Source organism: Paenisporosarcina sp. FSL H8-0542, assembly GCF_038632915.1.
Lineage (GTDB): Bacteria > Bacillota > Bacilli > Bacillales_A > Planococcaceae > Paenisporosarcina.
Genome location: NZ_CP152050.1, coordinates 2,029,764 through 2,054,590, shown reverse-complemented (window position 1 = coordinate 2,054,590; position 24,827 = coordinate 2,029,764). Strand labels below are relative to the sequence as shown.

At 39.0% G+C, this 24,827-nt stretch carries 27 protein-coding genes; 26 read left to right on the top strand and 1 reads right to left on the bottom strand.

Annotated features, from left to right (window positions below; genetic code table 11):
* The first annotated feature begins 65 nt into the window (after positions 1–65).
* The 4 genes from MHH33_RS10635 (at position 66) to MHH33_RS10620 (ending at position 3,507) form a co-directional block, all read left to right on the top strand.
* Positions 66–692 carry a LysM peptidoglycan-binding domain-containing protein gene (locus MHH33_RS10635; protein ID WP_016427438.1) on the top strand — a complete coding sequence of 209 codons (627 nt, stop codon included), beginning with the start codon at positions 66–68 and terminating at the stop codon, positions 690–692.
* 75 nt (positions 693–767) lie between these two features.
* Complete coding sequence (locus MHH33_RS10630) at positions 768–1,397, top strand: CBS domain-containing protein (RefSeq protein WP_016427437.1); 630 nt, start codon at positions 768–770, stop codon at positions 1,395–1,397.
* A 74-nt stretch (positions 1,398–1,471) separates the two neighbouring features.
* Entirely contained in the window at positions 1,472–2,236 is a 765-nt protein-coding gene (locus MHH33_RS10625) for a metallophosphoesterase (protein ID WP_342541722.1), read from the top strand.
* Positions 2,237–2,538: 302 nt separating this feature from the next.
* Complete coding sequence (locus MHH33_RS10620; RefSeq protein ID WP_342543764.1) at positions 2,539–3,507, top strand: YpdA family putative bacillithiol disulfide reductase; 969 nt, start codon at positions 2,539–2,541, stop codon at positions 3,505–3,507.
* Between the two features lie 50 nt (positions 3,508–3,557).
* Here the strand turns inward: MHH33_RS10620 and MHH33_RS10615 are convergent, their stop codons facing one another.
* Positions 3,558–4,529, bottom strand: coding sequence for an asparaginase (locus tag MHH33_RS10615; RefSeq protein ID WP_342541721.1), 972 nt, complete (start codon positions 4,527–4,529; stop codon positions 3,558–3,560).
* A gap of 77 nt (positions 4,530–4,606) precedes the next feature.
* On the opposite strand from MHH33_RS10615, the gene prsW reads away from it, so the two are divergent.
* From prsW to aroH, 22 genes are all read left to right on the top strand, one after another.
* Positions 4,607–5,293, top strand: coding sequence for a glutamic-type intramembrane protease PrsW (gene prsW / locus MHH33_RS10610; RefSeq protein WP_016427433.1), 687 nt, complete (start codon positions 4,607–4,609; stop codon positions 5,291–5,293).
* A gap of 76 nt (positions 5,294–5,369) precedes the next feature.
* Positions 5,370–6,167 (top strand): spore cortex-lytic enzyme, encoded by a 798-nt coding sequence (gene sleB / locus MHH33_RS10605; RefSeq protein ID WP_016427432.1) that lies wholly within the window; start codon positions 5,370–5,372, stop codon positions 6,165–6,167.
* A gap of 11 nt (positions 6,168–6,178) precedes the next feature.
* On the top strand, positions 6,179–7,468 hold the full coding sequence (locus tag MHH33_RS10600) for a PepSY1/2 domain-containing protein (protein ID WP_342541720.1): 1,290 nt from the start codon (positions 6,179–6,181) through the stop codon (positions 7,466–7,468).
* A 440-nt stretch (positions 7,469–7,908) separates the two neighbouring features.
* Entirely contained in the window at positions 7,909–8,583 is a 675-nt protein-coding gene (gene cmk / locus MHH33_RS10595; RefSeq protein WP_016427430.1) for a (d)CMP kinase, read from the top strand.
* Positions 8,584–9,168, top strand: coding sequence for a lysophospholipid acyltransferase family protein (locus MHH33_RS10590; protein WP_342541719.1), 585 nt, complete (start codon positions 8,584–8,586; stop codon positions 9,166–9,168).
* 96 nt (positions 9,169–9,264) lie between these two features.
* Positions 9,265–10,404, top strand: a complete 1,140-nt coding sequence (rpsA, locus tag MHH33_RS10585; protein WP_342541718.1) for a 30S ribosomal protein S1 — start codon at positions 9,265–9,267, stop codon at positions 10,402–10,404.
* 12 nt (positions 10,405–10,416) lie between these two features.
* Entirely contained in the window at positions 10,417–11,472 is a 1,056-nt protein-coding gene (gene fni, locus MHH33_RS10580) for a type 2 isopentenyl-diphosphate Delta-isomerase (protein ID WP_342541717.1), read from the top strand.
* 331 nt (positions 11,473–11,803) lie between these two features.
* Positions 11,804–13,114: a ribosome biogenesis GTPase Der gene (gene der / locus MHH33_RS10575; RefSeq protein WP_342541716.1), complete on the top strand. Its 1,311-nt coding sequence runs from the start codon at positions 11,804–11,806 to the stop codon at positions 13,112–13,114.
* Positions 13,115–13,140: 26 nt separating this feature from the next.
* A complete protein-coding gene (locus MHH33_RS10570) occupies positions 13,141–14,163 on the top strand; it encodes an NAD(P)H-dependent glycerol-3-phosphate dehydrogenase (RefSeq protein ID WP_342541715.1) in 1,023 nt (340 codons plus the stop codon).
* 91 nt (positions 14,164–14,254) lie between these two features.
* Complete coding sequence (locus MHH33_RS10565) at positions 14,255–14,458, top strand: DUF2768 domain-containing protein (RefSeq protein WP_342541714.1); 204 nt, start codon at positions 14,255–14,257, stop codon at positions 14,456–14,458.
* 7 nt (positions 14,459–14,465) lie between these two features.
* Positions 14,466–15,182, top strand: a complete 717-nt coding sequence (locus MHH33_RS10560; protein WP_342541713.1) for a hypothetical protein — start codon at positions 14,466–14,468, stop codon at positions 15,180–15,182.
* Positions 15,183–15,410: 228 nt separating this feature from the next.
* Positions 15,411–16,889 carry a stage IV sporulation protein A gene (gene spoIVA / locus MHH33_RS10555; protein ID WP_342541712.1) on the top strand — a complete coding sequence of 493 codons (1,479 nt, stop codon included), beginning with the start codon at positions 15,411–15,413 and terminating at the stop codon, positions 16,887–16,889.
* A gap of 175 nt (positions 16,890–17,064) precedes the next feature.
* On the top strand, positions 17,065–17,337 hold the full coding sequence (locus MHH33_RS10550) for an HU family DNA-binding protein (protein WP_016427421.1): 273 nt from the start codon (positions 17,065–17,067) through the stop codon (positions 17,335–17,337).
* A 386-nt stretch (positions 17,338–17,723) separates the two neighbouring features.
* On the top strand, positions 17,724–18,293 hold the full coding sequence (gene folE / locus MHH33_RS10545; protein ID WP_016427420.1) for a GTP cyclohydrolase I FolE: 570 nt from the start codon (positions 17,724–17,726) through the stop codon (positions 18,291–18,293).
* 70 nt (positions 18,294–18,363) lie between these two features.
* Complete coding sequence (mtrB, locus tag MHH33_RS10540) at positions 18,364–18,585, top strand: trp RNA-binding attenuation protein MtrB (RefSeq protein ID WP_016427419.1); 222 nt, start codon at positions 18,364–18,366, stop codon at positions 18,583–18,585.
* An 84-nt stretch (positions 18,586–18,669) separates the two neighbouring features.
* Positions 18,670–19,458 carry a heptaprenyl diphosphate synthase component 1 gene (locus tag MHH33_RS10535; RefSeq protein ID WP_342541711.1) on the top strand — a complete coding sequence of 263 codons (789 nt, stop codon included), beginning with the start codon at positions 18,670–18,672 and terminating at the stop codon, positions 19,456–19,458.
* A gap of 7 nt (positions 19,459–19,465) precedes the next feature.
* The gene (locus MHH33_RS10530; RefSeq protein WP_016427417.1) at positions 19,466–20,167 is read left to right on the top strand and encodes a demethylmenaquinone methyltransferase; all 702 of its coding nucleotides are present in this window, start codon (positions 19,466–19,468) and stop codon (positions 20,165–20,167) included.
* 23 nt (positions 20,168–20,190) lie between these two features.
* Positions 20,191–21,165 (top strand): heptaprenyl diphosphate synthase component II, encoded by a 975-nt coding sequence (gene hepT, locus MHH33_RS10525; protein ID WP_342541710.1) that lies wholly within the window; start codon positions 20,191–20,193, stop codon positions 21,163–21,165.
* Between the two features lie 107 nt (positions 21,166–21,272).
* Positions 21,273–21,719, top strand: a complete 447-nt coding sequence (ndk, locus tag MHH33_RS10520; protein ID WP_016427415.1) for a nucleoside-diphosphate kinase — start codon at positions 21,273–21,275, stop codon at positions 21,717–21,719.
* A gap of 436 nt (positions 21,720–22,155) precedes the next feature.
* Positions 22,156–23,337: a chorismate synthase gene (aroC, locus tag MHH33_RS10515; RefSeq protein WP_016427414.1), complete on the top strand. Its 1,182-nt coding sequence runs from the start codon at positions 22,156–22,158 to the stop codon at positions 23,335–23,337.
* A 3-nt stretch (positions 23,338–23,340) separates the two neighbouring features.
* On the top strand, positions 23,341–24,447 hold the full coding sequence (aroB, locus tag MHH33_RS10510; RefSeq protein WP_342541709.1) for a 3-dehydroquinate synthase: 1,107 nt from the start codon (positions 23,341–23,343) through the stop codon (positions 24,445–24,447).
* Positions 24,444–24,815: a chorismate mutase gene (gene aroH, locus MHH33_RS10505; protein ID WP_016427412.1), complete on the top strand. Its 372-nt coding sequence runs from the start codon at positions 24,444–24,446 to the stop codon at positions 24,813–24,815. The genes aroB and aroH overlap by 4 nt, the downstream gene beginning before the upstream one ends.
* Positions 24,816–24,827 lie beyond the last annotated feature (12 nt).

Below are 24,827 nucleotides of genomic sequence, written 5' to 3'. Positions count from 1 at the left end.
TTTACTTTTTCTCCAAATTTCGTCATAATAAATAAAGATGAAAAGTAGAATAGGAGTTTACAGCTATGAATAAAGATGATTATCAAAATAAAATTGAAGAACATCGTAAACCCATACAATTAAATGGTGATGAAAAACCCAATACACGTGCTTCCAGACGTTCAACGAATGTTGATCCTAAAAAGAAGAAAGAAAAACGCAATTTATTGTTACCCATCCTGTTCTTATTCTTTATTCTGATACCTGTTTCATTTCTGATCTATGTTTTTGCATTTTATGAGCCGAATGCGAATGAAACAACAGTTCAAGACGATAGCCAAGTCAAATATGAACAAAATGAAGAAGATGTAGCAAGTGAAGAAGATTCTCAAAACACTGAGTCAGAAGCGTCTGCTGAAGAAAACACTGAAAAGGAGAATGCGGAAGAATCTTCAACAACTGAACAACAAACCAAAGAAGAAACACCAGAAGAAGTAGTAACAGAAACCGAAGAAGTTGAAGAAGAGACTGACACAACACAGGATGAAGAACAATCCTCAGATTCCAAGACACATGTCGTTAAACCAGGTGAAACACTTTACCGAATTGCCATGAATTATTACAATTCACCAGATGCCGTCGAAAAAATCAAATCTGCAAATGGACTTTCATCAGACTCGATTTCAACTGGGCAAACATTGATTCTTCCATAAATTTTTGTATTATAAAGAGGATAAGAGTGAGTTTTGTAGAATAGGTTAATAATCAATATAGATTGAGGTGACAGCATGTTTGCGAAAAGTGTAATGATTCCAAAGGAAAAATGTATTTCAATTCAAACATCAGAGTCGGTGCAAGCGGCACTGGACATATTGGAAAAAAATCAAATCGATGCATTGCCAGTATTGGAAAATGGCCATTATAAAGGTATTTTAAATCGATATATTGTTTACCGTGCATTTTATTACAGTGGTTTAAACAAAGAAGATTTTCTTGCAAGCACGTCTTTAATGGACGTTGTGACAAGATCGGAAATCTATTTATCCATTGATGACGTTTTTGAAGATTCTCTACTTCAACTAAATGACTTTCCAATTATAGCGGTAGTGGAAGAAAATCGCTTTTTAGGTCTTGTCACTCGATTTGATATCATGGATCAATTCAGAAGTGCTTTTGGAATGGATAGTCCTGGCGTTCGCATAACATTTACGTCTGTAGAGACAGAGGGACAGATAGCCCGCGTAGGAGACATTATTCAAAAGTTCCATGAATCTGTGATTTCATTAGTTACATTTGATGAATCAGACAAATTATTGAGACGTATCGTGTTGAAAATCGAGAAACGTGATAATGTACAAAAATTCTTGAAAGAACTTGACCGTTCTGGATTCCGCGTATTGCATATGGAAGAAGATTGATCGAAATGCAACTTTCAAACAAGTAAGGGGAAGGGGAAACCCTCCTCTTTTTATTTTGATTCAGAGGTGAATACATGCGTTATTTGGCAACAATTATAGGATTTACTTTATGTATACCATTGATTATGGTGAAAAAAGCTTTTGAGACGAATATACGTCACCAGCAAATTGACATATCCAGTTATAAGGATGAGCATCCATTCCGCCTGTTTTTCATTTCCGATATTCATCGAAGGAAAATAACGAATCATTTAGTTGAGGAAGTCGGAACAGATATACATGCAGTAATTATAGGTGGAGATCTGGCGGAAAGTGGTGTACCTTTAGAGCAAATTGAAGACAATATTAAACAACTGGCTAAAATCGGACCTATTTATTACGTTTGGGGTAATAATGACCGTGAAGTGGGAGAACGCCATATCCGAAAATATATTCAAAATGTGGGTGGAATAATTTTAGAAAATGAAGCAATCTGTGTAAAAACGAATGCTCATCATATCTGGATTGTTGGCTTAGAGGATGTATCTTCAGGAAGAGCGAACATTAGTAAAAGTTTTGCCAATGTACCTGAAGACGACCCGATTGTCTTTGTTTCACACACTCCATTTGTCTTTCATAAAGTAAAAGACCGTTACACTTCTGACGTGTTATTGGCTGGTCATACTCATGGAGGACAGATTCGATTAGGGAAATGGGGATACTACCAAAAAGGTGAGTTGAAAAAAGGTCGAGATGAATTTACTTTAATCAGTAATGGCTTCGGTACAACTTTTATCCCTCTCAGATTGGGTGCACCTGCAGAATGTCACATCTTGACCATTAAAAATAAAGATTTTTAAAATGTTCTAGCAGCACATACACGATGTTTACAATAATTGTTAAAAAAAGAATCTTCCAGACCGTTTAATCAGCATGCTGAAAATTGAATTTCACAAATTCAACAGGATATTTTGCAGGCATTTCTATATTTTGATGAGCGCTCAGTGCAGAACTTGTTGAATGGATCAAAATATTCTCGGACCAAGCATGAGTGAATGGGATTATTGGGTTGAAGAAAAAACGTATGCCAATTAGTTGTATTGTACTGTTAGTTCTCCAATCATTAGATAGGAGATTTTTAATATAGAGGAAGTGTAAAATGATGGAGAAAGTAGATGCAATCATTGTAGGTGGGGGTCCTTGTGGTCTCGCAGCTGCAATATCTTTACAAAATATCGGGCTTTCACCCGTCATAATTGAAAAAGGGAATGTCGTGGAAGCGATTTATAAGTACCCTACTCATCAAACTTTTTTTAGTACAAGTGAAAAACTGTCAATCGGGGATGTACCGTTCATTATTGAAGGGCGTAAACCAAAACGAAATCAGGCACTTGTTTATTACCGCGAAGTGGTAAAAATGAAAAAATTACACGTCCGCAAATTCGAAACGGTTCAACGTGTTGAGAAAATCAAAAATATGTTTGAAGTATATACAACAAAATCTACCTATAAAACTGAACATGTAGTGATTGCAACCGGATATTATGACCACCCGAATTTTCTTGGTATACCAGGAGAAGAGTTACCGAAAGTAAGTCATTACTTCAAGGAAGGTCATCCTTATTTTGATACCGATGTAGTGGTTATAGGGGGTAAAAATTCGAGTATTGATGCAGCTTTAGAGTTAAATAAAGCAGGGGCCAGAGTAACTGTCGTATATAGGGGTAGTACTTATTCAAGTAGCGTGAAACCGTGGATACTGCCTGAATTTGATGGCTTGGTTCGCAGTGGTGAAATCACCATGCTATTTGATTCACACGTTGAAGAAATTGGACAAGAAGAAGTACGGATACGCAAACCAGATCAAGTCATCACCCTTAAAAATGATTTCGTTTTTGCTATGATTGGGTATCATCCGGATCATGACTTCCTGCGCCAAATGGGTGTGCATATTGACGAAGCTTCAGGCAGACCATTGTTAAATGAATTGACGATGGAGTCCAATATTGAAAACTTGTATATTGCTGGTGTTTTAGCGGCAGGAAATAATGCAAATGAAATTTTCATTGAAAATGGTCGCTTTCACGGCGAGTTAATTGCGGACGCGATCAAATCAAAAAGAAGCTGCTGAGTGGTCAGCAGCTTTTTCTTATGTAGAATCAAAAGTGTTCAAAAGGAAAATTAATATTCAAAAATGGTGTGAAGGGATTGTGAGCATCGAGCATCAGATAGCGCTATCAACAGTTTAATTCGTGCTTTCTGACCACTGAGTCCATGTGCAAATAACACGCCCATTTCTTCTAGCATTTTCCCTCCACCTACATAACCATACACGGGCTGCGCAATGCCGTTGTAACATCTGGAAACCAAAACAACGGGAATCTTTTGCAGAATAAGTTGTTTAATAGCGGGTATAATTGCAGGCGGAACGTTTCCTTGCCCCAATCCTTCCAAAACAACTCCGCTATAGCCCGAATTTGCAACATGCATCAGCAAGTCTGCATCCATGCCAGCATAGATTTTAAGTAATGCTACTTTAGGTGACACGTCATCCACTTCAAATGATTTACGCGAGTTGGGTGTATGATGAAAATGAATAGTCGTTTTTGAAATGAGTCCGATTGGTCCATATTGAGGACTTTGGAATGTTGATACGTTACTTGTTGATGTTTTTGTTACGTTCTGGGCTGTATGGATTTCATCATTCATAACAACCAGAACTCCTTTGCCATTTGCGTCTGCAGTAATCGCTACCCGTACTGCTGATAACAGATTATAAACGCCATCTGCACCAATTTCATTTGAAGAACGCATGGCACCTGTCAAGATAATCGGAATATTGCTTTTTACAGTGAGATCCAGAAAATAAGCTGTTTCTTCCAGAGTATCTGTCCCATGTGTAATGACGAAGCCATCTACATGATTTTCTGTCGATTGCAGATCAATAATTTGTTTCAGTTTTAACATTTCTGTCGGGGTCATATGTGGTGATGGGTAATTAAATGCTTCAATTTCATGAATATCGGCATATTCCTTCAATTTATCGATTTCAGCAGTTAACGGATTGGAATCGCCAGGAACTACCGCCCCAGATTCATCTTGAACATGCATGGAAATCGTTCCACCAGTATGAATAACAACTATTTTTTTCATTTCTTACTACCTCCATCCATCCAACAACTGACATAAGAATGATATAATTAAACCAATAAAAGGGAGGCGAGAGCAACTTGATACTATTATTATCTGTCGCAATCGCTCCAGGGCTTGCGTTATTCAGTTATTTTTATTTACGTAACCAAATTTCATCAGAGCCTTCTCGTACATTGTTTCATACATTTATCTATGGTGCTATTTTAACGTTTCCTATTCTCTTCATACAACATGTGTTTGAAGTTGAACATATTTTTCAATCAATGTTTATACGTAACGTATTATTCACCAGTTTATTAGAGGAGTTTTTTAAGTGGCTCGTTTTGGTTATGGCCATTTATCAGCACGTTGAATTTGATGACCCGTATGACGGGATATTATACGGTGCTAGTGTATCACTTGGTTTTGCTACGGTTGAAAATATTCTTTACATATTTACTTTCGGATTGGATACCGCTTTTTTGCGAGCGTTATTGCCGGTTTCAAGTCATGCTATTTTTGGAGTGGTAATGGGATATTATCTGGGACGTGCAAAATTTGCTTTAAGTGAATCTTCCAAGCCTCTTTTGTTTATCGCTTTGCTGGCACCTTTGTGCTTGCATATGGTCTATAACGGGATACTATCAATTAAATCGATTTCCATGTATTTCATGATTCCGTTCATGTTGTTTTTATGGTGGTTATGTTTAGCAAAAGTAAAAAAAGCGCATTTATTAACGGTTCAACATTTTAATAAACAAGAAGATATAAGTGAAAGTTTGTGAAACCAATTTTAATAAATTGGTTTTTTTTTGTATAAAAAACGCATGATTCCTCATTCTAAGAAAAAGGAGAATGTGTATGCGAAAAAACAAATGGTTAATTTGGTTTATCACTTTATGTATGCTGACATTATCGGTCAGCGCACCCCAGCAATCAGAAGCCTTTTCGGATCAAGTGATTGAAATGGGTGCTTACGGAGATGATGTATTAGAATTGCAAGCACGATTACAATATATCGGTTTCTACAAAAATAAGATAGACGGAAAATTCGGCTACGGTACTTACTGGGCACTACGTAATTTTCAAGAGAAGTTTGGCTTGCCAGTTGACGGTGTGGCAGGGCAAAAAACCAAATCGAGGCTAGCAAAAGAGTCCACCTATCATAAAAAGTATGTAAAAGATCAAATAAATAAAGGAAATCAATTTACTCACTACGGCAATATTCCTTTAGAACAACAGGTTAAGAAAGGGACGAATCAAGGAGCTAAAAAACCTGAGCAGGTACAATTACCAGCTAAATATTCTGAACAAGATTTACAGCTTATGGCCAATGCTGTTTATGGTGAATCACGGGGAGAACCATACGAGGGGCAAGTTGCTGTTGCAGCAGTAATTTTAAATCGTGTGGAAGATCCCAAGTTTCCGAATACTGTAAGTGGGGTAATCTTTCAGCCTAGGGCATTTACCGCAGTTGCTGATGGTCAAATATGGTTGACTCCAAATGCACGCGCTAAAGAAGCTGTACTAGATGCATTGAATGGTTGGGATCCTACTGAAAATGCACTTTATTATTTCAATCCAGACACTGCAACAAGTGATTGGATTTGGTCTCGTCCGCAAATCAAAACAATAGGAAAACATATATTCTGTGAGTGAGGAGGAAAGACATGAAGATTTTATCAAGTATATTAGCTCTTGCCTTGATTGTTATGGGTGTATTTTTATATAACTCCAAACAAAACGAACAAGATTTGCAAAATAACCTTCGGAATCAATATACAAGTCGAATGACGGATGCTTCAGAAAAAATGAGTGAGCTGCAAAAATCTATTCAAAGTGCAACCGTCTTCAGTGACAAAGCCGCACAAGCAGAACCACTTGAAGATATCTGGAGACTATCTTCCGAAATAAAAGACGACATTGCTTCACTACCACTCGATAGGGATTTTTCAAATGAATGGATGAATTACCTCGGACGCCTCGGTGATTATGCAAAACTAAGAAGTGAGGATAAAGTACCTGAAGAGCAATGGTTAAAAGTGACAAATAATGTAGCAAAAAATTTGGATGAGTTTTCCTACGAATGGCAAAATGCCTCAACGGAATTGCTAGCAAGTCAACAATCTTTCCAAAAGTGGCAAAAAGACGTCAAAGCAGAGAAGCCTTCAAAAAAATGGACAGCTTTATCCAGTACGGTAAAAGGTTATTCCGAAAGTGACTTCCCTTTAACTGCAAGTGAATCAGACGACCTTAAGAAAAAAGAGTTAAAGTCTATTGTGGATAAACCAGTAACAAAGCAATATGTTGAAAAAACGATGAAAGAAATGTTTCCGAAGTTTAAAAATGCAAAATTAGTGACCACGTCGAGTAAAAAAGGAGCTGCATATCCTTTCTATCATATTCAATTTAACGAAGGGATTCGAACTGGTTACACGGATTACACCAAAAAAGGTGGACATTTATTATCTGTGTTAATTGAACGTCCAATTGGAAAAGATCGCATTCCTCCAGAACAAATCAAAGAAAAAGCTGAGAGAGCTGTCAAGTCATTTGGATTTGATGATGTTGAACTAGTGGAAACACGTGAAAATCATCTCGTCTGGCATGTTGTTTTTGTAAGGTTGAATCCAACAAATAAAGCTCGGATTTATGCTGATGCCATTCAAATGAAATTGGCGAAAGATGATGGTGAAATTCTTGGTGTGAACACGATGGAATATATTCAAAAGGAAACGTTGCCTGACCAAAAACAAATTCCGATAAAATGGGATGATTATTTCACTGAACAGGTGACAATTGAAAAAGAACGACTGGCCTATACGGAAAATGAAACACTTCAACAAAGACTTTGCTATGAATTAATCCTTCTAAAAGACACAGATACACAAAGTCACACATTCCGCATATTGATTGATACGGAGACACATGAAGTGTTAAAATCCGAGATATTATATTAATCATTATGTGAAATCCCTCGTGAGAGATTGATTAGAAATCCTTTCGCAGATTTTTAATATACAAGCAACAAAGCATACTCCCGTGGTCTTTTCAGACTCCAACAGATTTCGCTTCTGTTTGCGTATCTCTTCATATTATTTTAGTAGTAACATGTTCGGCTATTTCTGAAGACTCCTGCGGAAAAACGAAACAAGCTAGACCCCACAGGGTCAGCTGTCATAGACAGCTGAGACGAGGAGGCTAGCGTTTCGTCCGCGGAAAGCGAAAGAAATAGCCGACCATAATATATTTCGATAGAGTCAAGAGATAAGAATGCGAATTTTTATACTTTTATATTGATTAATATTCTTTTGTCAACAAGCAACAAAGCTCATTCTCGTGGGCTTTTTTTTTTATCCATGTGGTACAATATGTGTGAGAAAGTTTAGGAGTGGATTTCATGAAAAACAATATTCAAATTGCGATTGATGGACCAGCTGCTGCGGGGAAAAGTACAATTGCAAAATTGGCGGCTGAAGAACTTGGTTATACATATATTGATACAGGAGCCATGTATCGAGCAATCACGTATAAAGCAATTGAACATCACATAGATTTAGAAAGTGAAGAAGAATTAACAGGACTCCTTCTTGATACTGAAATTGATTTGAAACCGTCATATAATCGACAACTTGTCTATCTGGATGGCGAAGACGTTTCGGATGCGATCCGATCAAATGTTGTGACTTCTTTGGTTTCTGCTGTTTCTGCACACGCAGCATTGAGAGAAGAAATGGTCAAACGCCAACAGAAAATGGCTGAAAATGGTGGCGTTGTGATGGACGGACGAGATATTGGTACTCATGTACTCGTTGATGCTGAATTGAAAATCTTCATGTCTGCTTCTGTCGATGAACGGGCAAAAAGACGTCAATTGGATAATGAGCAACGTGGAATTAAATCCAATGTCGACCAGTTGAAAGAAGAAATTGAAGCACGTGACAAATTCGATAGCGAACGTGAAGCTTCTCCACTTGTACAAGCAGTAGATGCTATTTATTTGGATACAACACATCTAAACATTCAGGAAGCTGCACAACAGATCATTCAGTTAGCTAAAGAGAGGATGAGCTAAGTGAACTTATACAAATTTGCTAAATCACTTGTGTGGACGGCTTTATATCCGATTTATCGTTTTGATATAAAAGGGTTGGAACATTTCCCTAAAACGGGCGGGATTCTTATATGTACTAATCATATTGACGCTCTTGATCCGCCTGTTGTCGGTATTACATCGCCACGACCTGTACATTTCATGGCAAAAGAAGAGTTATTTAACATGCCCATCCTGAAACCATTATTGCCAAAAGTGAACGCTTTTCCTGTCAAACGAGGTTTGAGTGACCGTGAAGCATTAAGAAGGGCTTTAGCTATTTTAAAAGGCGGGGACGTGATGGGAATATTCCCGGAGGGCACACGCAGTAAAAATGGTGAGCTTGGGAAAGGGTTTTCCGGTGCCGGTTTTTTTGCTCTGAAAGGTGAGGCAGACGTAGTTCCTTGTGCCATCATTGGTCCTTACAAGCCATTTAAACGTTTGAAAGTTGTTTACGGTGAACCCATTATCATGCAACCTTATCGCGATCAAAAAGCTTCTGCAGATGAAGTAACAACAGTCATCATGGAACGTATCCAAAAATTATTGGATGAAAACAAAGTATAATAAATGTAATTTTTGTTATGAAAAAGTGAAAATTTTTGTTTTTATTAAAGAATTCGCATAAAATAAAGATTGGAACGTTGTGAAGGAGGATGCTATATGTCTGAGGAAATGAACTTGCAGGAAAACCAGGATTTCCGTGAAGGAAGTTTTGTGAAAGGTACGGTTGCCCAAGTTGAAGAAAAGGCAGTAACTGTCACAATTGAGGGTGCACCGTTTGATGGAATAATCCCGATTAGTGAACTGTCAAGCTTGCACATTGAAAAAGCTTCTGACGTCGTTTCAATTGGAGATGAATTGCAACTAATTATTACAAAAGTAGAAGATGACAATTTTGTGTTATCAAAACGTAAAGTTGATGCTGCTGAAGCTTGGGATTCTTTGGAACAAAAATTCGTCAGTGGGGAAATTATCGAAGCTGAAGTAAAAGACGTAGTAAAAGGTGGACTAGTTGTTGATCTTGGATTACGTGGATTTGTTCCCGCTTCACTGGTCGAAGATCACTTTGTGGAATCATTTGACGATTACAAAGGCAAAGTGCTGACATTCAAGATCGTTGAAATGGAAAAAGAAAAAAATCGTTTGATTTTATCCCATCGTGCAGTGGTGGAAGAACAAAAACAATCGAATAAAAAAAGTGTACTCGATCATATTCATCCAGGTGATGAGCTAACTGGTACCGTTCAAAGAATTGCTGCTTTTGGAGCGTTTGTTGATCTTGGTGGTGTCGATGGACTTGTTCATATTTCACAATTATCCCATGAACATGTTGAGCAAGTTTCTGACGTTATCCAGGAAGGCCAGGAAGTAAAAGTCAAAGTTCTTTCTGTTGACCGGGACAGTGAGCGCATTTCTTTATCCATTAAAGATACACTTCCTGGACCTTGGGAAGGCATCGAAGATAAGGCGCCAAGAGGGTCTGTTCATACAGGGACTGTAAAAAGACTAGTTTCATATGGTGCTTTTATTGAAGTATTCCCTGGAATAGAAGGATTGGTTCATATTTCTCAAATTGCCCATTCACATATCGGCACTCCTCATGAAGTGTTAAAAGAGGGCCAAGAAGTGCAAGTGAAAGTATTGGACGTAAACAAACAAGATAAACGATTGTCACTAAGCATTAAAGATTTGTTGGAGAAGGAAGATGGTTATTCAGGCACTGATTATGAAATGCCTGAAGAAGCAAAAGGTTTCTCGATCAGTGATGTTATTGGTGATAAATTAAAAAACTTTAAATAACGGAGTAATCTTATGACTAGAGCTGAACGAAAATTGGACCATATAAAGCATGCGTTGTCTACAGGACAATCAAGAGAGACATGGTTAGATGATGTTCGTTTTGTTCATCAAGCACTGCCTGACAGTAATTGGGACAGTGTGTCATTGCAGACTCAACTGGGCGAACTTGTTTTTGGTTCGCCTTTTTTTATTAATGCAATGACCGGTGGCGGAGGAGCTAAAACGGCTGAGTTAAATAGCCAACTATCCCGTATCTCCAAAGAAATGAATATTCCCATGGCTGTTGGATCTCAAATGGCGGCGCTTAAAAATCCCGAAGAAATAGCTACATACTCGACTGTGAGAAAAGAGAATCCGAATGGTGTGATACTTGCCAATTTGGGTAGTGAGGCTACAGTTGACCAAGCAAAACGAGCAGTCGATATGTTGGAGGCCAATGCAATACAGATTCATTTGAATGTTATCCAGGAATTGACAATGCCTGAAGGGGATCGAGATTTCAAAGGAGCTTTATCCAGGATTGAATCAATTGTAAATGAATTGACAGTGCCGGTAATTGTTAAAGAAACTGGTTTTGGCATTTCAAAGGAAACTGCGATTAAACTTCAGGAAATTAATGTAGCTGCCATTGATGTAGGTGGATTTGGCGGAACGAACTTTGCGGCAATTGAAAATGAGCGTAGACAAAGGAAACTGTCCTATTTCAATGAATGGGGTATTCCTACTGCTGCTGCTTTGATAGAAACCTCTTCAGTAACGTCCTCAATGCTACCCGTGATTGCATCGGGAGGTGTCCAGCACGCTCTCGATGTCGTGAAGTGTTTAGCACTGGGAGCTTCTTCGGTTGGCCTTGCCGGCGTCTTATTAAAGAAGTTGGTTGAGGATGGGGAAGAAGCAACCATTCAAGAAATTAAGCACATGAATGAAGATTTAACGATGTTGATGGTTTCTCTTGGGGCTGAATCTATTCAGGAGTTACAACAATCTCCTTTAATCATATCAGGTGATTTATATCACTATCTCACTCTCCGAGGAATAGATACTCATACATATGCCAATCGAAAATAATAAAGAGATGCAGACATTCTCCACTGTCTGCATCTCTTTTATTTTTGTTGGATATATTAAATGTACAAAAGCATAAAAATTGGAATACTGCACCCATTGCCGTTCGAACAATGTTTTTCACCATGAAACGTCGAAGTCCGACTAACTTGGACTTTTCAACATTCCATGAAGTCGAGCTATCATGGCGTTTTACACTTTACGTGCACTGATATTTTCTTGAAATAGTCCGGATATCAGTATACGAAATATACTTGCTTTCACCATTGGGGTGCAACCTGTGTTTTTCTCATGTATAATACTTTAGAGAAGAAGTTGGAAGGATGAATTATATATGTCTAAACCGGTAGTAGCTATCGTAGGCCGGCCGAATGTCGGAAAGTCCACAATCTTTAACAGGATTGTAGGGGAACGTATATCAATCGTAGAGGATATCCCAGGAATCACACGCGATCGTTTATACAGCTCGGCAGATTGGCTGACTCATGAATTCAATATAATCGATACAGGCGGTATCGAAATTGGGGACGAGCCATTTTTGGAACAAATCCGTCAGCAAGCAGAAATCGCGATCCAGGAAGCAGATGTCATCATCTTCCTTACCAATGGTCGTGAAGGTGTAACTGCTGCTGATGAACAAGTGGCGAAAATATTGTATAAAACAAAAAAACCAGTCGTGCTGGCAATCAATAAAATAGATAATCCAGACATGCGGTCCATGATTTATGATTTCTATTCACTTGGATTCGGTGAACCATTCCCGATCTCTGGTTCCCATGGTCTTGGATTAGGGGATCTGCTCGATGAAGTGGCAAAAAACTTCCCTGAACAGGATGAAGAAGAATATCCAGAGAATGTCATCAAATTCTCACTCATCGGTCGTCCGAATGTAGGGAAGTCTTCTTTAGTGAACAGCTTCCTTGGGGATGAACGAGTCATCGTAAGCGAAATCGCAGGTACTACACGCGACGCAATCGATACTCAATATGAATATGAAGACCAGCCATATGTCATCATCGATACAGCTGGTATGCGTAAAAAAGGGAAAGTTTACGAAACGACTGAGAAATACAGTGTGCTTCGTGCTCTTCGTGCAATTGAACGTTCCGACGTTGTTTTAGTCGTATTAAACGCTGAAGAAGGTATTCAGGAACAAGATAAAAAAATTGCCGGCTACGCACACGAAGCGGGTAAAGCAGTCATTATCGTCGTAAATAAATGGGATGCTGTTGAAAAAGATGAGAAAACGATGAACAAAACAACAAAAATGATTCGTGAACATTTCTTATTCCTCGATTATGCACCAATCATTTTCGTATCCGCAAAAACTAATCAGCGTGTGCATTCAATTTTACCAATTATCAACCGTGTCAGTGAAAACCATGCAATGCGTGTTACTTCTAGTGTCTTGAACGAAGTAATTGAGGATTCAGTTGCGCGTAACCCTGCACCGACAGACAAAGGCCGTCGTCTGCGTATTTATTACGCTACACAAGTTGCGATCAAGCCACCGACATTTGTCGTGTTTGTGAACGAACCAGAAATCATGCATTTCTCATATGAACGCTTCCTTGAAAATAGAATTCGTGAATCTTTCGATTTTGAAGGGACACCAATTCGTCTTATTACACGCGCTAGAACGTAATTTGTTTCAGTAGGAGAGTTGCTAACATGGAAAAAGTAGTCGTTTTAGGTGCCGGAAGCTGGGGGACAGCGTTAAGTATTGTTCTTGCAGAAAACGGTCATGATTGTTTGCTATGGTCGCACCGTGAAGATCAGGCAACCGAAATCAATCAGCAACATACAAATGAAAAGTATCTACCTGGAACTGTATTACCAGATTCGTTGATAGCTACTTCATCCCTAGAAGAAGCAGCCAGACATGGGAAAATAGTGGTCATGGCTGTTCCGACGAAAGGCATTCGTGAAGTATGCCGCAATATCAAAGAGTGGATACAGGAACCTATTCTTTTTGTTCACGTGTCAAAAGGTATTGAACCAGACTCATTAAAACGTATTTCTGAAGTGATGAGGGAAGAATTGCCCGCTCACTTGATAGAAGAAATTGTAGTTCTATCGGGTCCGAGTCATGCCGAAGAAGTAGTTTTGAAACACCCGACTACCGTGACAGCAGCGTGCGAAAATATTCAATATGCTGAAAAAGTACAGGATTTGTTTATGCATGGATACTTCCGCGTATATACCAATTCTGATGTCATTGGAGTAGAAATGGGCGGTGCATTGAAAAATATCATTGCACTGGCTGCAGGAATAACTGATGGATTGGGATACGGTGATAATGCCAAGGCTGCTCTAATAACAAGAGGACTTGCTGAAATTGCCCGCTTAGGAACAAAAATGGGTGCCAATCCCTTAACGTTCTCAGGCTTAACAGGCATTGGGGACTTAATTGTGACCTGTACAAGCGTTCATTCTCGAAATTGGCGGGCTGGCAGCATGCTGGGTAAAGGGATGAACCTGGATGAAGTGTTGGAGCAAATGGGAATGGTTGTTGAAGGTGTACGCACCACAAAAGCTGCATACCAGTTGTCGAAATTCCATGATGTTCCCATGCCGATCACCAGTGCTCTTTATGCCGTGTTATTTGAACAAGTAGATCCAAAATCAGCAGTTGATCAGTTAATGGATCGCGTGAAGAAACATGAAATGGAAGATTTATTCGAGTATCTATAAATCGTCACAAAACAAGGGGTAGAGCGTCTGTACCTCTTGTTTTTTCGTGTTATACTTATTCGTTGAGAGATAGTGAAAGGTGGTTAATTTTATGTCATCACTAGACAAAATGTGGATTTCGTTTGCTGCAATGGGCTTCATGATGATTTCTATGTGCTTAATTTATGTCAGTCGAAATAAAATCAATAATCGTGTTATTAAATTTCTATTTGCACTTGTTTCATATGTACTTCTAATCATTGGATTCTTATGTATGATATATATCGTATTTAGCGGTCCAACAGGGGGTTCGTAAGAAAATCATGAAGAAAATATCACAATTAAGTCTATTAATCCTCATTGCAATATTGTTGTCGGGATGTATGTATCCCGAATCGGAACGGGTAGAAAATCAAAGACCCGATGAAGAACAATTGGCTTCAGTACAAGCCGCTGTAGAAAAATTCCAAGAGACTACAGATGGTTTATTGCCTATTAAAACAAGGGATCAAGATGTTGATCAATACATTAAATATCCGATTGATTTCGAAAAGATTGTTCCGGCTTATTTAAGTGAAATTCCTCCAAATGCGTACGAAAATGGTGGTTTGTTTCAATATGTCATCATGGATGTCGAAGAAAATCCAACGGTCAAATTGGTTGATTTACGTTCTGCTGAAAAAATAAGAGAATTAAATATTAAACTTGGCGCAAATGGGTATGGGCCTATAGCGGAACAAGTCGCGGAAAATGTATATAAACTGGATTACAATATCATGGGTTACAAAGAGGAACAAACAGTACCTAGTCCATATTCAAACGTAAATCTCCCATTAGTTGCAACGGGAGATGGGTCTATTTATATCGATTACTCGATTGAGTTAAATCGCATCCTCCAAGAAGATAAACCAGATGTCAAACCTGGTGAAGATATTCGTTATCTATTGGTAGACAAATACCCTGTTTTGCCAGCTTACTCGCTACCATACACTGTCAATGAAAAGAATGAACCAGAATTTCTACAAAAGGAAGTTAAATAGGTCCGCTAAAAATAGCTATCAGATCTCTTCGTTGGCTTGTTTCTTGCTCCTCACGTATTGAGAACATACGCTGCGGTGCTCGAAAACTACGCCGCATTGACCTCCTCGGCTATTTTTATGCTACTTATTGAACTAGAATTTAAAGAAATAAAGAGAAACGTTTCGTGCATATGCATGAAACGTTTTTTTTGTGCATACGATAAAGTGCGTAGGAAAGGGGGCAACGATATGGCTGAAGAGCTTTATCAACAAATAGCCGAACGGACAAATGGAGATGTATACATTGGTGTTGTTGGACCGGTACGAGTAGGAAAATCTACTTTTGTAAAGCGGGTAATGGAAAGTTTAGTAATTCCGAATATGACGGACGAAGTGGACCGAATCCGTGCACAAGATGAACTACCTCAGAGCTCTCCTGGTGCAGTAATTATGACAGCTGAACCGAAATTTGTGCCAGCTCATGGTACTAGCATTCAAGTGGGTGACGACGCATTCCGATTCCATATTCGCCTGGCGGATTGTGTAGGATATATTATTGAGGGTGTAAAAGGCCATGAAGATGAGAACGGTCCGAAGTACGTTCACACACCATGGCATCATGAACCAATCCCGTTTCAGGAAGCTGCAAGAATCGGCACAGATAAAGTTATCCGTGACCATTCTACAATTGGGATTGTAATGACAACAGACGGTTCGGTTAACGACATTCCGAGAGCAGCAGTCGAGGGTGTTGAAGAAGAAATTATCGGTCAGTTAAAAGAGATTGGAAAACCTTTTGTAGTTGTTCTGAATACCCGATTCCCGGCTCATGATCAAACTCATGCATTGCGCCAGGAATTATGTGACAAATACAACGTGCCGGTCATTGCGACAGCTGTGGATCAAATGACAGTCCAAGAGATTCAATGGGTATTGAAAGAAGCGCTGTATGAGTTTCCAGTGACAACATTTGAACTTTTGAAACCGGAATGGATGGATGTATTGGAAAGTGATCATCCACTTAAACAATCGATTCAAAATTCTTTGGATTCTTGGTCTCAACAAGTTGCAAAAATCAGAGATGTGAAAGATCTGGCTACATTTTTATCTGAAGAACCTCACGTTGCAAACGCTGAAGTCATTGAAGTGAATGCAGGTAAAGGAAAAGCATCCATTCAAATCGATTTAACAGATGATGCGTTTCAATCGGTATATCAGGACTTCCTGGAAGAGCCGATTGTCTCGAAAAAAGATTGGCTTTTATACGTAAAAGAAGCATCATATGCAAAAAAATCATATTTAAGGTTCCACGAAGCCATTGAAATGGCAAAAGAAAGTGGTTATGGTGTGACTCTACCGACAATGGAAGATTTCACGCCTTCAGCACCAGAGTTAATTAAAGAAAATAATTTCTTTGGTGTCCGGATGAAAGCAAAAGCACCTTCACTACACATTATCCGTGTAGATATGGATGCAGAGTTCTCACCATTGATTGGCTCGGAATTCCATAGTCAACAGTTATTAAAAGATTTAAAAGATGCCTACCTGCACAACCGTGATGCCTTATGGCAAACATCTTTATTCGGTACTCCACTTCACGAAATGCTGAAGGAAAGCATGAAATTCAAAACAGAAGCTGTTCCAACTCATGCGAAGAGACGCATGCGTGAGACGATTGAACGAATGGTAAACGAAGGCGATCGCGGGAGCGTCACCTTTATTCTATAAAAAAGAACGGGGCATCGCATTTTACTATGCGAAAAGTCCCGTTCTTTTTTGTTATGAGGGCATTTTCTGCATGAAGTTGGAAATTGTGGTGGAAATATTGTTGCGTAGGCTTTTTGGTTATGATACTCTTTTTACATGATTGAGGTTCCATCCCCTTTGAGAGGAGGTGAATGGTGTGAATAAAACAGAATTAGTGAACTCTGTAGCTGAAGCTGCAGATCTTTCGAAAAAAGATGCTTCTAAAGCAGTTGATGCGTTATTTGATACAATTCAAGATGCTCTTGCAAAGGGTGAAAAAATCCAGCTAATTGGTTTTGGTAACTTTGAAGTTCGTGAACGTGCTGCTCGTAAGGGTCGTAACCCACAAACAGGTAAAGAAATCGAAATCGCTGCAAGCAAAGTACCTGCTTTCAAACCAGGTAAAGCGCTTAAGGACGCGGTAAAATAATACGTGTCTGAACCTACATAAGAACGGCTTTTGTGAATTCTCACAGAAGTCGTTCTTTTTTTATTTGGTTTAGTTAAACGATACTTTTAATTAACATATATTTTCGCTAACACCTTATATTTTGGGAACTTTTTTTCAGTTTACAGTGTCGCTCCAGATAAGAGCTTTTCTCTTTTTAAAAAAGAATCTAGACGAATGAAGCGTTTTTGCGTAACATTTGATGGTATGCTACGATTCAGTAGTATTATTTATATTCATTACATATCCCTCAATTTCATTTTATTCTTTGAGGATTAAAGCTCGATTTTTGTCGTCTGCATTAGTAAAGTGCAGTAACTCATAAAACAATCTGGCTTGCGTTGTGATTATTTCAGGAGGCGTCCATCATGTCAAAAGTAAATTTACAAAAAATAGAAGAAGCAGTGAAAATGATTCTGGAAGCAGTAGGCGAAGACCCAGAACGTGAAGGATTACTTGAAACGCCAAAACGTGTGGCAAAGATGTATGCTGAAATGTTTTCAGGGCTGCAGGAAGACCCTAAAGAATACTTTAAAACCGTTTTCCATGAAGACCATGAAGAGCTGGTTTTAGTAAAAGACATTCCGTTTCATTCGATGTGTGAACATCACTTAGTTCCTTTTTACGGAAAAGCGCATATCGCCTATATTCCGAGAGATGGAGTCGTTACAGGCTTAAGCAAATTGGCGAGAGCAGTAGAGACAACAGCAAGACGTCCGCAATTACAAGAACGTATTACGTCTACGATTGCAGATTCGATTATGGAGATGCTAAATCCTTATGGTGTATATGTAGTGATCGAGGCTGAACATATGTGCATGACGATGCGAGGTATAAAAAAACCTGGAGCTAAAACCGTCACGGCAGTTGCACGTGGGGTCTACGAAGAAGACGATATTAAACGTAGTGAGATTTTATCGTTCATTCAAATGAATTAAGCAAGTAAACTTACAAAGTTAGGTTATGCTATGATAAATAGACAATAAAGTTCATGGAGGAGGATGCTGAATGGCACAAACGGAGTATATCGTAATCCGCGCAGAAGAAGATGGTGTTCACGTAATCGGACTTACTAGAGGCACAGACACAAAATTTCATCACTCAGAAAAACTGGATCGTGGCGAAGTTATGATTGCACAATTTACTGAACATACTTCAGCGATGAAAATCCGTGGGAAAGCAGAAATTCGAACAACTCATGGCACGATTCACAGTGAAACGAAAAAATAGGTCCAGTCTACGTGAAGGACTAGCGTTGCTGTGCTATAATGACAAAATACGACACCGGCAATATAGCGAAATGGAGCACGTACGATGAACGAACAATTCATTCAACAAACAATCGAACAATTTAAGTCGAAAATATTGATGTCTGTCCGTCATCGGACTCTTCGTATCCATACGGGCGAACCGGATCTTCGCGAAGACCGATTATTTTTTTTGCTTCTGCCATATTTGAATGGAGAGCATTGGAATGATGAGCAGGAACAATCAGCTATTTCGGTTGCAGTCATTTATAGTGCATTAGCGGCACATGATCAGATTAAAGAATTAAATGCTTCGTCCAAAAGTCAGCAATTAACTGTGCTGGCCGGAGATTACTATAGTGGTCTCTATTACCAAATGTTAGCCAAACTCTCCAATATCGATTTGATACGTTCATTATCCAATGGCATTATCGATATCAGTGAGAAAAAGGCATCTGTCTATGACAACGTAAAGCAATCATTTGATCAATGGATGGAAACCATTCAGACCATTGAAAGTTTATCTATTGTTCAATTTCATGAACACTTTGAGTACGTGGGATATCAATCATTTGTTCGTCGAGGCTTAATGATTCATCGATTAGAATACGAGTTGGATCTTGTGAATCAAGGGAAAAGTTCTCGTTTTCAAGAGTCGTTAGCAGATAGCGAAGATGAATTTGATTTTTCACACTCCTGGCTCGTCTTACTGAACCATGAACTTTCAAATCAAAAAATCAAAATGATGGAAGACATTTCACAATCTCATCTATTAAGCCATCCTGTCCGAAAATACTTATTAGATTTGTACAAACTCCGATTGAATGAACAAGTGTCAGTCATGAGAGAAAGGTGACCTAGGCATGACCAAAACAAAAGAGCAACGTGTCCATGAAGTATTTGAAAAAATTTCAGGGAATTACGATAAGATGAATTCAGTCATCAGTTTTCAACAACATATAAAATGGCGTGAAGATACGATGTCGCGAATGAAAGTTGAACCAGGAAGCACCACATTGGATGTTTGCTGCGGTACAGCCGATTGGACGATTTCAATGGGTCAAGCTGTAGGGTCCTCTGGTAAAGCGATAGGACTGGATTTCAGTCAAAATATGTTGAATGTCGGTATGGAAAAAGTGAAAGATTATCCTCAGATTGAGCTTGTTCATGGCAATGCGATGGATTTACCTTATCCGGATCATACCTTTGACTATGTAACGATTGGATTTGGTTTGCGAAATGTACCGGATTATATGCAGGTTTTAAAAGAAATGCATCGCGTCCTGAAACCGGGTGGTATGTTTGTATGTCTTGAAACTTCGCAGTCGGAGTTGCCAGTTTATAAACAACTGTTTCGCTTTTATTTCAAATATGTGATGCCTGTCTTTGGTAAGTTTTTCGCCAAAAGCTACAAAGAGTATTCTTGGTTACAAGAATCGGCAAAAGATTTCCCAGGAATGAAGGCACTTGCAAAAATGCTTGAACATGCTGGATTCAAACAAGTTGAATACAAGCCATATAGCGGCGGAGCAGCTGCGAGACATATTGGCATTAAAAAAGTTTAAATAGCGGGAGAAGGTTAATTGTTGTGGAAAAGATGAAGTTGAAGATGCTCTATTCTGATATGCGTTCAGATTTAGATCTCATCGAAAAAGAATTGGAAATAGCGGTGAATTCGTCTTCAGACTTACTCAATGAAGCTTCTCTTCATTTATTGCATGCGGGCGGAAAGCGAATTCGGCCCGTTTTTGTTTTGTTGGCAGCTAAGTTTGGAAATTATCAAATTGACCAAATTAAACATGTCGCAGTACCACTGGAGCTTATTCATATGGCCTCATTGGTACATGATGATGTAATAGATGATTCCGAAATGAGACGTGGACAATTAACGGTAAAAGCACAGTGGAATAATCGAGTCGCCATGTATACCGGCGATTTTATTTTTGCCCGTGCTCTTGAATACATAACGAACATCCGGAATCCAAAAGCGCATCAAATCCTATCTTATACAATGGTTGAAATATGCCTAGGAGAAATCATTCAAATTGAAGACAAATTCAAATTGGATCAACGCCTTCAGGATTATTTTAGACGCATTAAAAGAAAAACAGCGTTGTTGATTTCCTCAAGCTGTCAGCTAGGCGCAGTTGTCTCGGGAGCCGATGAAAAAACCGTCAATCATCTGAAGCGGTTTGGATATTATGTCGGCATGTCATTCCAAATAATTGATGATATTTTGGATATTACGTCTACTGATAAAGAATTAGGCAAACCTGCCGGATCTGATTTGATACAAGGTAATATAACTTTACCGATTTTGTTCTTGAAAGATTTGCCGGAATTCAGACCAGATCTTGAACATGCTCTATCAGGAAATATGACTGAAACAGAGCGTTTAGCACTCGTTAAAAAGATTCGGGAATCAGATGCAATTGAGAAGTCCAAAGCAATCAGCAACCGGTATTTGCAGAAAGCTTTAAAAGAAATCGATGCACTTCCAGCGTCGCGTGCAAAAAAATCATTACGAGATATTGCACTATATATGGGCAAGCGTAAATTTTAATGTGTTGAACAAACGAAGAGACAATGGTAATATTTTTTACGGTGGATAATGTATCCATAACTATTTTGGGGATAAATCTCTAACATACAATTGAAGGAGTGTTAATTATGGAAAGAACTTTCTTAATGGTAAAACCTGATGGCGTACAACGTAACCTAATCGGTGAAATCGTTGGTCGTTTCGAAAACAAAGGCTTCCAACTAGTTGGAGCAAAATTAATGCAAATCACACCTGAACTTGCTGGCGAACATTACGGCGAGCACAAAGAGCGTCCGTTCTTCGGTGAATTGGTAGACTTCATTACTTCTGGACCAGTTTTCGCAATGGTTTGGGAAGGCGAAAATGTAATCGCTACTTCTCGTTTATTAGTAGGTGCTACTAACCCTAAAGAATCTGCTCCAGGAACAATCCGTGGCGATTTTGCAGTAACTGTTGGCAAAAACATCATTCACGGTTCTGACTCTGCAGATAGCGCTGTTCGTGAAATCGGTTTATTCTTCAAAGAAGAAGAACTAGTTTCTTATTCAAAAGACGCTAACAACTGGGTAAACTAATTAACTTAGCAGTCAAATGATTTTTCATTTGACTGCTTTTTATTTTAAGCAAATATAGCTTTGCGATATAATGGAACTATGACAATATTTGCATACATAAATAGTTGTTTTCATACTTGTAGGCTCATTCTTGAAATGTGCAACAAGCGCAAATGTACGATAAATTTAAGGTGATCTATAAACGAGAGAGGGAATCGGCTCCCTTTCCGTGGACGAGCTGGCAAGCCTCCAAGCCACAAGAGCGTGAAGGTAACGATTACAAATGGACTATATATAACAGTTAAGTTTAAAATAGCCTATAATGAAAATAGTAAGTAAAATCGTCCGAAGGAATTTTCGGACTTTTTTTTAATATTTTCAAGAACGATGAAAATGAAATCGGTTTGTGTTATAGTGTTACTTAAAATACTTTAGCGAGTTGAAGGGGGAAAGTGTTATGCGTTATTTAACAGCTGGAGAATCTCACGGTCCACAATTGACCGCCATTATAGAAGGATTACCCGCACAATTAACCATTACAGCAGAAATGATCAATAAGGATTTAAAAAGAAGACAAGGTGGTCATGGACGTGGCAGACGTATGCAAATTGAAACCGATACGGTTGATATAACTTCAGGTGTGCGTCACGGCAAGACATTAGGTTCACCAGTTGCTCTGGTGGTTACAAACGACGATTGGAAGCACTGGACACATGTCATGGGAATTGAACCATTGGAAGAAGGATTGAACCCAGAAGATATCAAACGACAAATTACGCGTCCTCGACCAGGGCATGCGGATTTAGTCGGCGGCATGAAATATGGTCATTCAGATTTAAGAAACGTTTTGGAACGTTCTTCCGCGCGAGAAACGACTGTTCGTGTGGCTGTTGGTGCAGTGGCAAAACAGTTACTTTCGGAATTGGGGATCAACATTGTTTCGCACGTGACAGAAATCGGTGGCATAAAAGCAGATCCATCCGCTTGGGAAGGTCTTGATGTAAAGCAAATTCGTGAAATCATTGAAGCGGATCCTGTTTATTGCTTGGACCCACAGGCCTCAGAATTAATGGTCAAAGCAATTGATGAAGCAAAAGAAAACGGCGATTCGATCGGTGGAGTTGTGGAAGTCATTGTGGAGGGTATGCCAGCTGGAATAGGAAGCTATGTTCACTATGACCGTAAACTCGATGCCAAACTTGCAATGGCAGTAATGAGCATTAATGCATTCAAAGGTGTTGAAGTTGGATTAGGATTTGAAATGGCTCGTAAACCAGGCAGTCAAGTACATGACGAAATTGTTTGGAATGAGGAACAAGGGTATACCAGAACAACAAATCGACTAGGAGGACTGGAAGGTGGCATGTCCACTGGAATGCCAATTGTCGTCCGAGGTGTAATGAAACCCATTCCAACTCTATATAAACCTCTTCAAAGTGTCGATATATCTACGAAAGAACCATTTAAAGCTAGTATAGAACGTTCAGATAGTTGTGCTGTACCTGCAGCCTCTGTTGTTGCAGAGCATGTCGTAGCGTGGGAAATTGCCAATGCCATTTTGGAACAATTCCATAGTGATCAAATGCCACAACTTCTCAATTCAATCAACCAGCACCGTGCCTATACAAAGGAGTTCTAAAGAATGCATACTATTTCAATCGACACGGAAAGCAAATCATACAAAGTTCATGTAGGTTCATTCATATACGAGCCTGCATTGGCTTTATATGAAAAGCAAATTAAACATGCAGATCATGTGGTGATCTTTGTCGACGAAGCAGTTGCCAATCTGCATTTGGACAAATTGCTGAAACCTCTCCAATCGTTTTTGGATACATCCGTTCATATATGTCGGTTGCCTGCAGGGGAATCCAGTAAATCTATGGAGACCTTTATGGCATGTCAGTCGTTTTTGCTCGAAAAAGGGTGTACCAGAAAATCAATTCTTTTCGCTTTTGGCGGTGGAGCATGCGGTGATGTAGTAGGTTTTGTTGCCTCTACATTCATGCGAGGGATTCCTTTTATACAATTACCGACAACTATTTTAGCTCATGATAGTGCAGTTGGAGGGAAAACGGCAGTCAATCATCCGCAAGGGAAAAATATGATCGGCTCGTTTTATCAGCCTGAAGCTGTCATTTTTGATATTTCGACATTAGCCACGTTGCCTAATCAACAAGTATTATCAGGGATGGCTGAAGTAATAAAACATGCTCTAATCTCGGATAAGAATTGGTTGGAAGATTTGCTTTCTTATCAATCTCTTGAAAATATATCAGAAGAACAGAAGTTATCTTTTTTGGTTAAAGGCATTCAAGTAAAGGCTGATATAGTGAAAGCGGATGAGTTTGAGCAATCCGTAAGGAAATATCTGAATTTAGGACATACTTATGGACACGCAATTGAAGCGTCAGTTGGATACGGAAATATAACGCACGGGGAATCCGTTGCAATTGGACTTGTGATTTCACTTCAGTTAAGTGAAAAACTAATGTCGCTCAAAGAAGGAACAGCCAAAAAGCTTTTTAATGCTTTGAACGCTTTTGGGTATTCATTTGAACCTGTTTTAAAGCAGGAAATCGATCAACTCATTCCTTATATGAAACGTGATAAAAAGGCTTCTTTTGGTGATCTTCATTTTGTTCTACTCGAACAAATCGGAAAACCATGTATGAAAATTGTCCCCGTTGAAGAAGTAGTACGGGCACATGAACAATTACGAAAATGGAGTAAGGAGGTACATAAATGATTCGTGGTATTCGAGGAGCGACCACCATACCAGAAGATTCGACATCTCATATTTTAATTGAGACAGAGAAGCTTGTTTTGACAATGGCTAGAGAAAACCAAATCAGTCCTGAGGATGTTGCATCTGTCGTGGTTTCAACGACAACTGATATAGCTTCTGCATTTCCTGCCAAAGCTGTCCGAAGTATTCCTGAATGGACATACGTACCTGTTATGTGTACCCATGAAATGGATGTACCAGGCGCGATGCCATTGTGTATACGTGTATTGATGCACGTAAATACGGAAAAATCGCAACGCGATATTCATCATGTATACATGAACGATGCAGTTAAATTACGACCTGATTTAATAACAAACAATAAGTAAGAAGGTAGAGGC

Coding starts and splice junctions, on each gene's coding strand:
- MHH33_RS10635 (WP_016427438.1), top strand. CDS start 66: ATGAATAAAGATGATTATCAAAATAAAATTGAAGAACATCGTAAACCC.
- MHH33_RS10630 (WP_016427437.1), top strand. CDS start 768: ATGTTTGCGAAAAGTGTAATGATTCCAAAGGAAAAATGTATTTCAATT.
- MHH33_RS10625 (WP_342541722.1), top strand. CDS start 1,472: ATGCGTTATTTGGCAACAATTATAGGATTTACTTTATGTATACCATTG.
- MHH33_RS10620 (WP_342543764.1), top strand. CDS start 2,539: ATGGAGAAAGTAGATGCAATCATTGTAGGTGGGGGTCCTTGTGGTCTC.
- MHH33_RS10615 (WP_342541721.1), bottom strand. CDS start 4,529: ATGAAAAAAATAGTTGTTATTCATACTGGTGGAACGATTTCCATGCAT.
- sleB (WP_016427432.1), top strand. CDS start 5,370: ATGCGAAAAAACAAATGGTTAATTTGGTTTATCACTTTATGTATGCTG.
- MHH33_RS10600 (WP_342541720.1), top strand. CDS start 6,179: ATGAAGATTTTATCAAGTATATTAGCTCTTGCCTTGATTGTTATGGGT.
- cmk (WP_016427430.1), top strand. CDS start 7,909: ATGAAAAACAATATTCAAATTGCGATTGATGGACCAGCTGCTGCGGGG.
- rpsA (WP_342541718.1), top strand. CDS start 9,265: ATGTCTGAGGAAATGAACTTGCAGGAAAACCAGGATTTCCGTGAAGGA.
- fni (WP_342541717.1), top strand. CDS start 10,417: ATGACTAGAGCTGAACGAAAATTGGACCATATAAAGCATGCGTTGTCT.
- der (WP_342541716.1), top strand. CDS start 11,804: ATGTCTAAACCGGTAGTAGCTATCGTAGGCCGGCCGAATGTCGGAAAG.
- MHH33_RS10570 (WP_342541715.1), top strand. CDS start 13,141: ATGGAAAAAGTAGTCGTTTTAGGTGCCGGAAGCTGGGGGACAGCGTTA.
- MHH33_RS10565 (WP_342541714.1), top strand. CDS start 14,255: ATGTCATCACTAGACAAAATGTGGATTTCGTTTGCTGCAATGGGCTTC.
- MHH33_RS10560 (WP_342541713.1), top strand. CDS start 14,466: ATGAAGAAAATATCACAATTAAGTCTATTAATCCTCATTGCAATATTG.
- spoIVA (WP_342541712.1), top strand. CDS start 15,411: ATGGCTGAAGAGCTTTATCAACAAATAGCCGAACGGACAAATGGAGAT.
- folE (WP_016427420.1), top strand. CDS start 17,724: ATGTCAAAAGTAAATTTACAAAAAATAGAAGAAGCAGTGAAAATGATT.
- mtrB (WP_016427419.1), top strand. CDS start 18,364: ATGGCACAAACGGAGTATATCGTAATCCGCGCAGAAGAAGATGGTGTT.
- MHH33_RS10535 (WP_342541711.1), top strand. CDS start 18,670: ATGAACGAACAATTCATTCAACAAACAATCGAACAATTTAAGTCGAAA.
- MHH33_RS10530 (WP_016427417.1), top strand. CDS start 19,466: ATGACCAAAACAAAAGAGCAACGTGTCCATGAAGTATTTGAAAAAATT.
- ndk (WP_016427415.1), top strand. CDS start 21,273: ATGGAAAGAACTTTCTTAATGGTAAAACCTGATGGCGTACAACGTAAC.
- aroC (WP_016427414.1), top strand. CDS start 22,156: ATGCGTTATTTAACAGCTGGAGAATCTCACGGTCCACAATTGACCGCC.
- aroB (WP_342541709.1), top strand. CDS start 23,341: ATGCATACTATTTCAATCGACACGGAAAGCAAATCATACAAAGTTCAT.
- aroH (WP_016427412.1), top strand. CDS start 24,444: ATGATTCGTGGTATTCGAGGAGCGACCACCATACCAGAAGATTCGACA.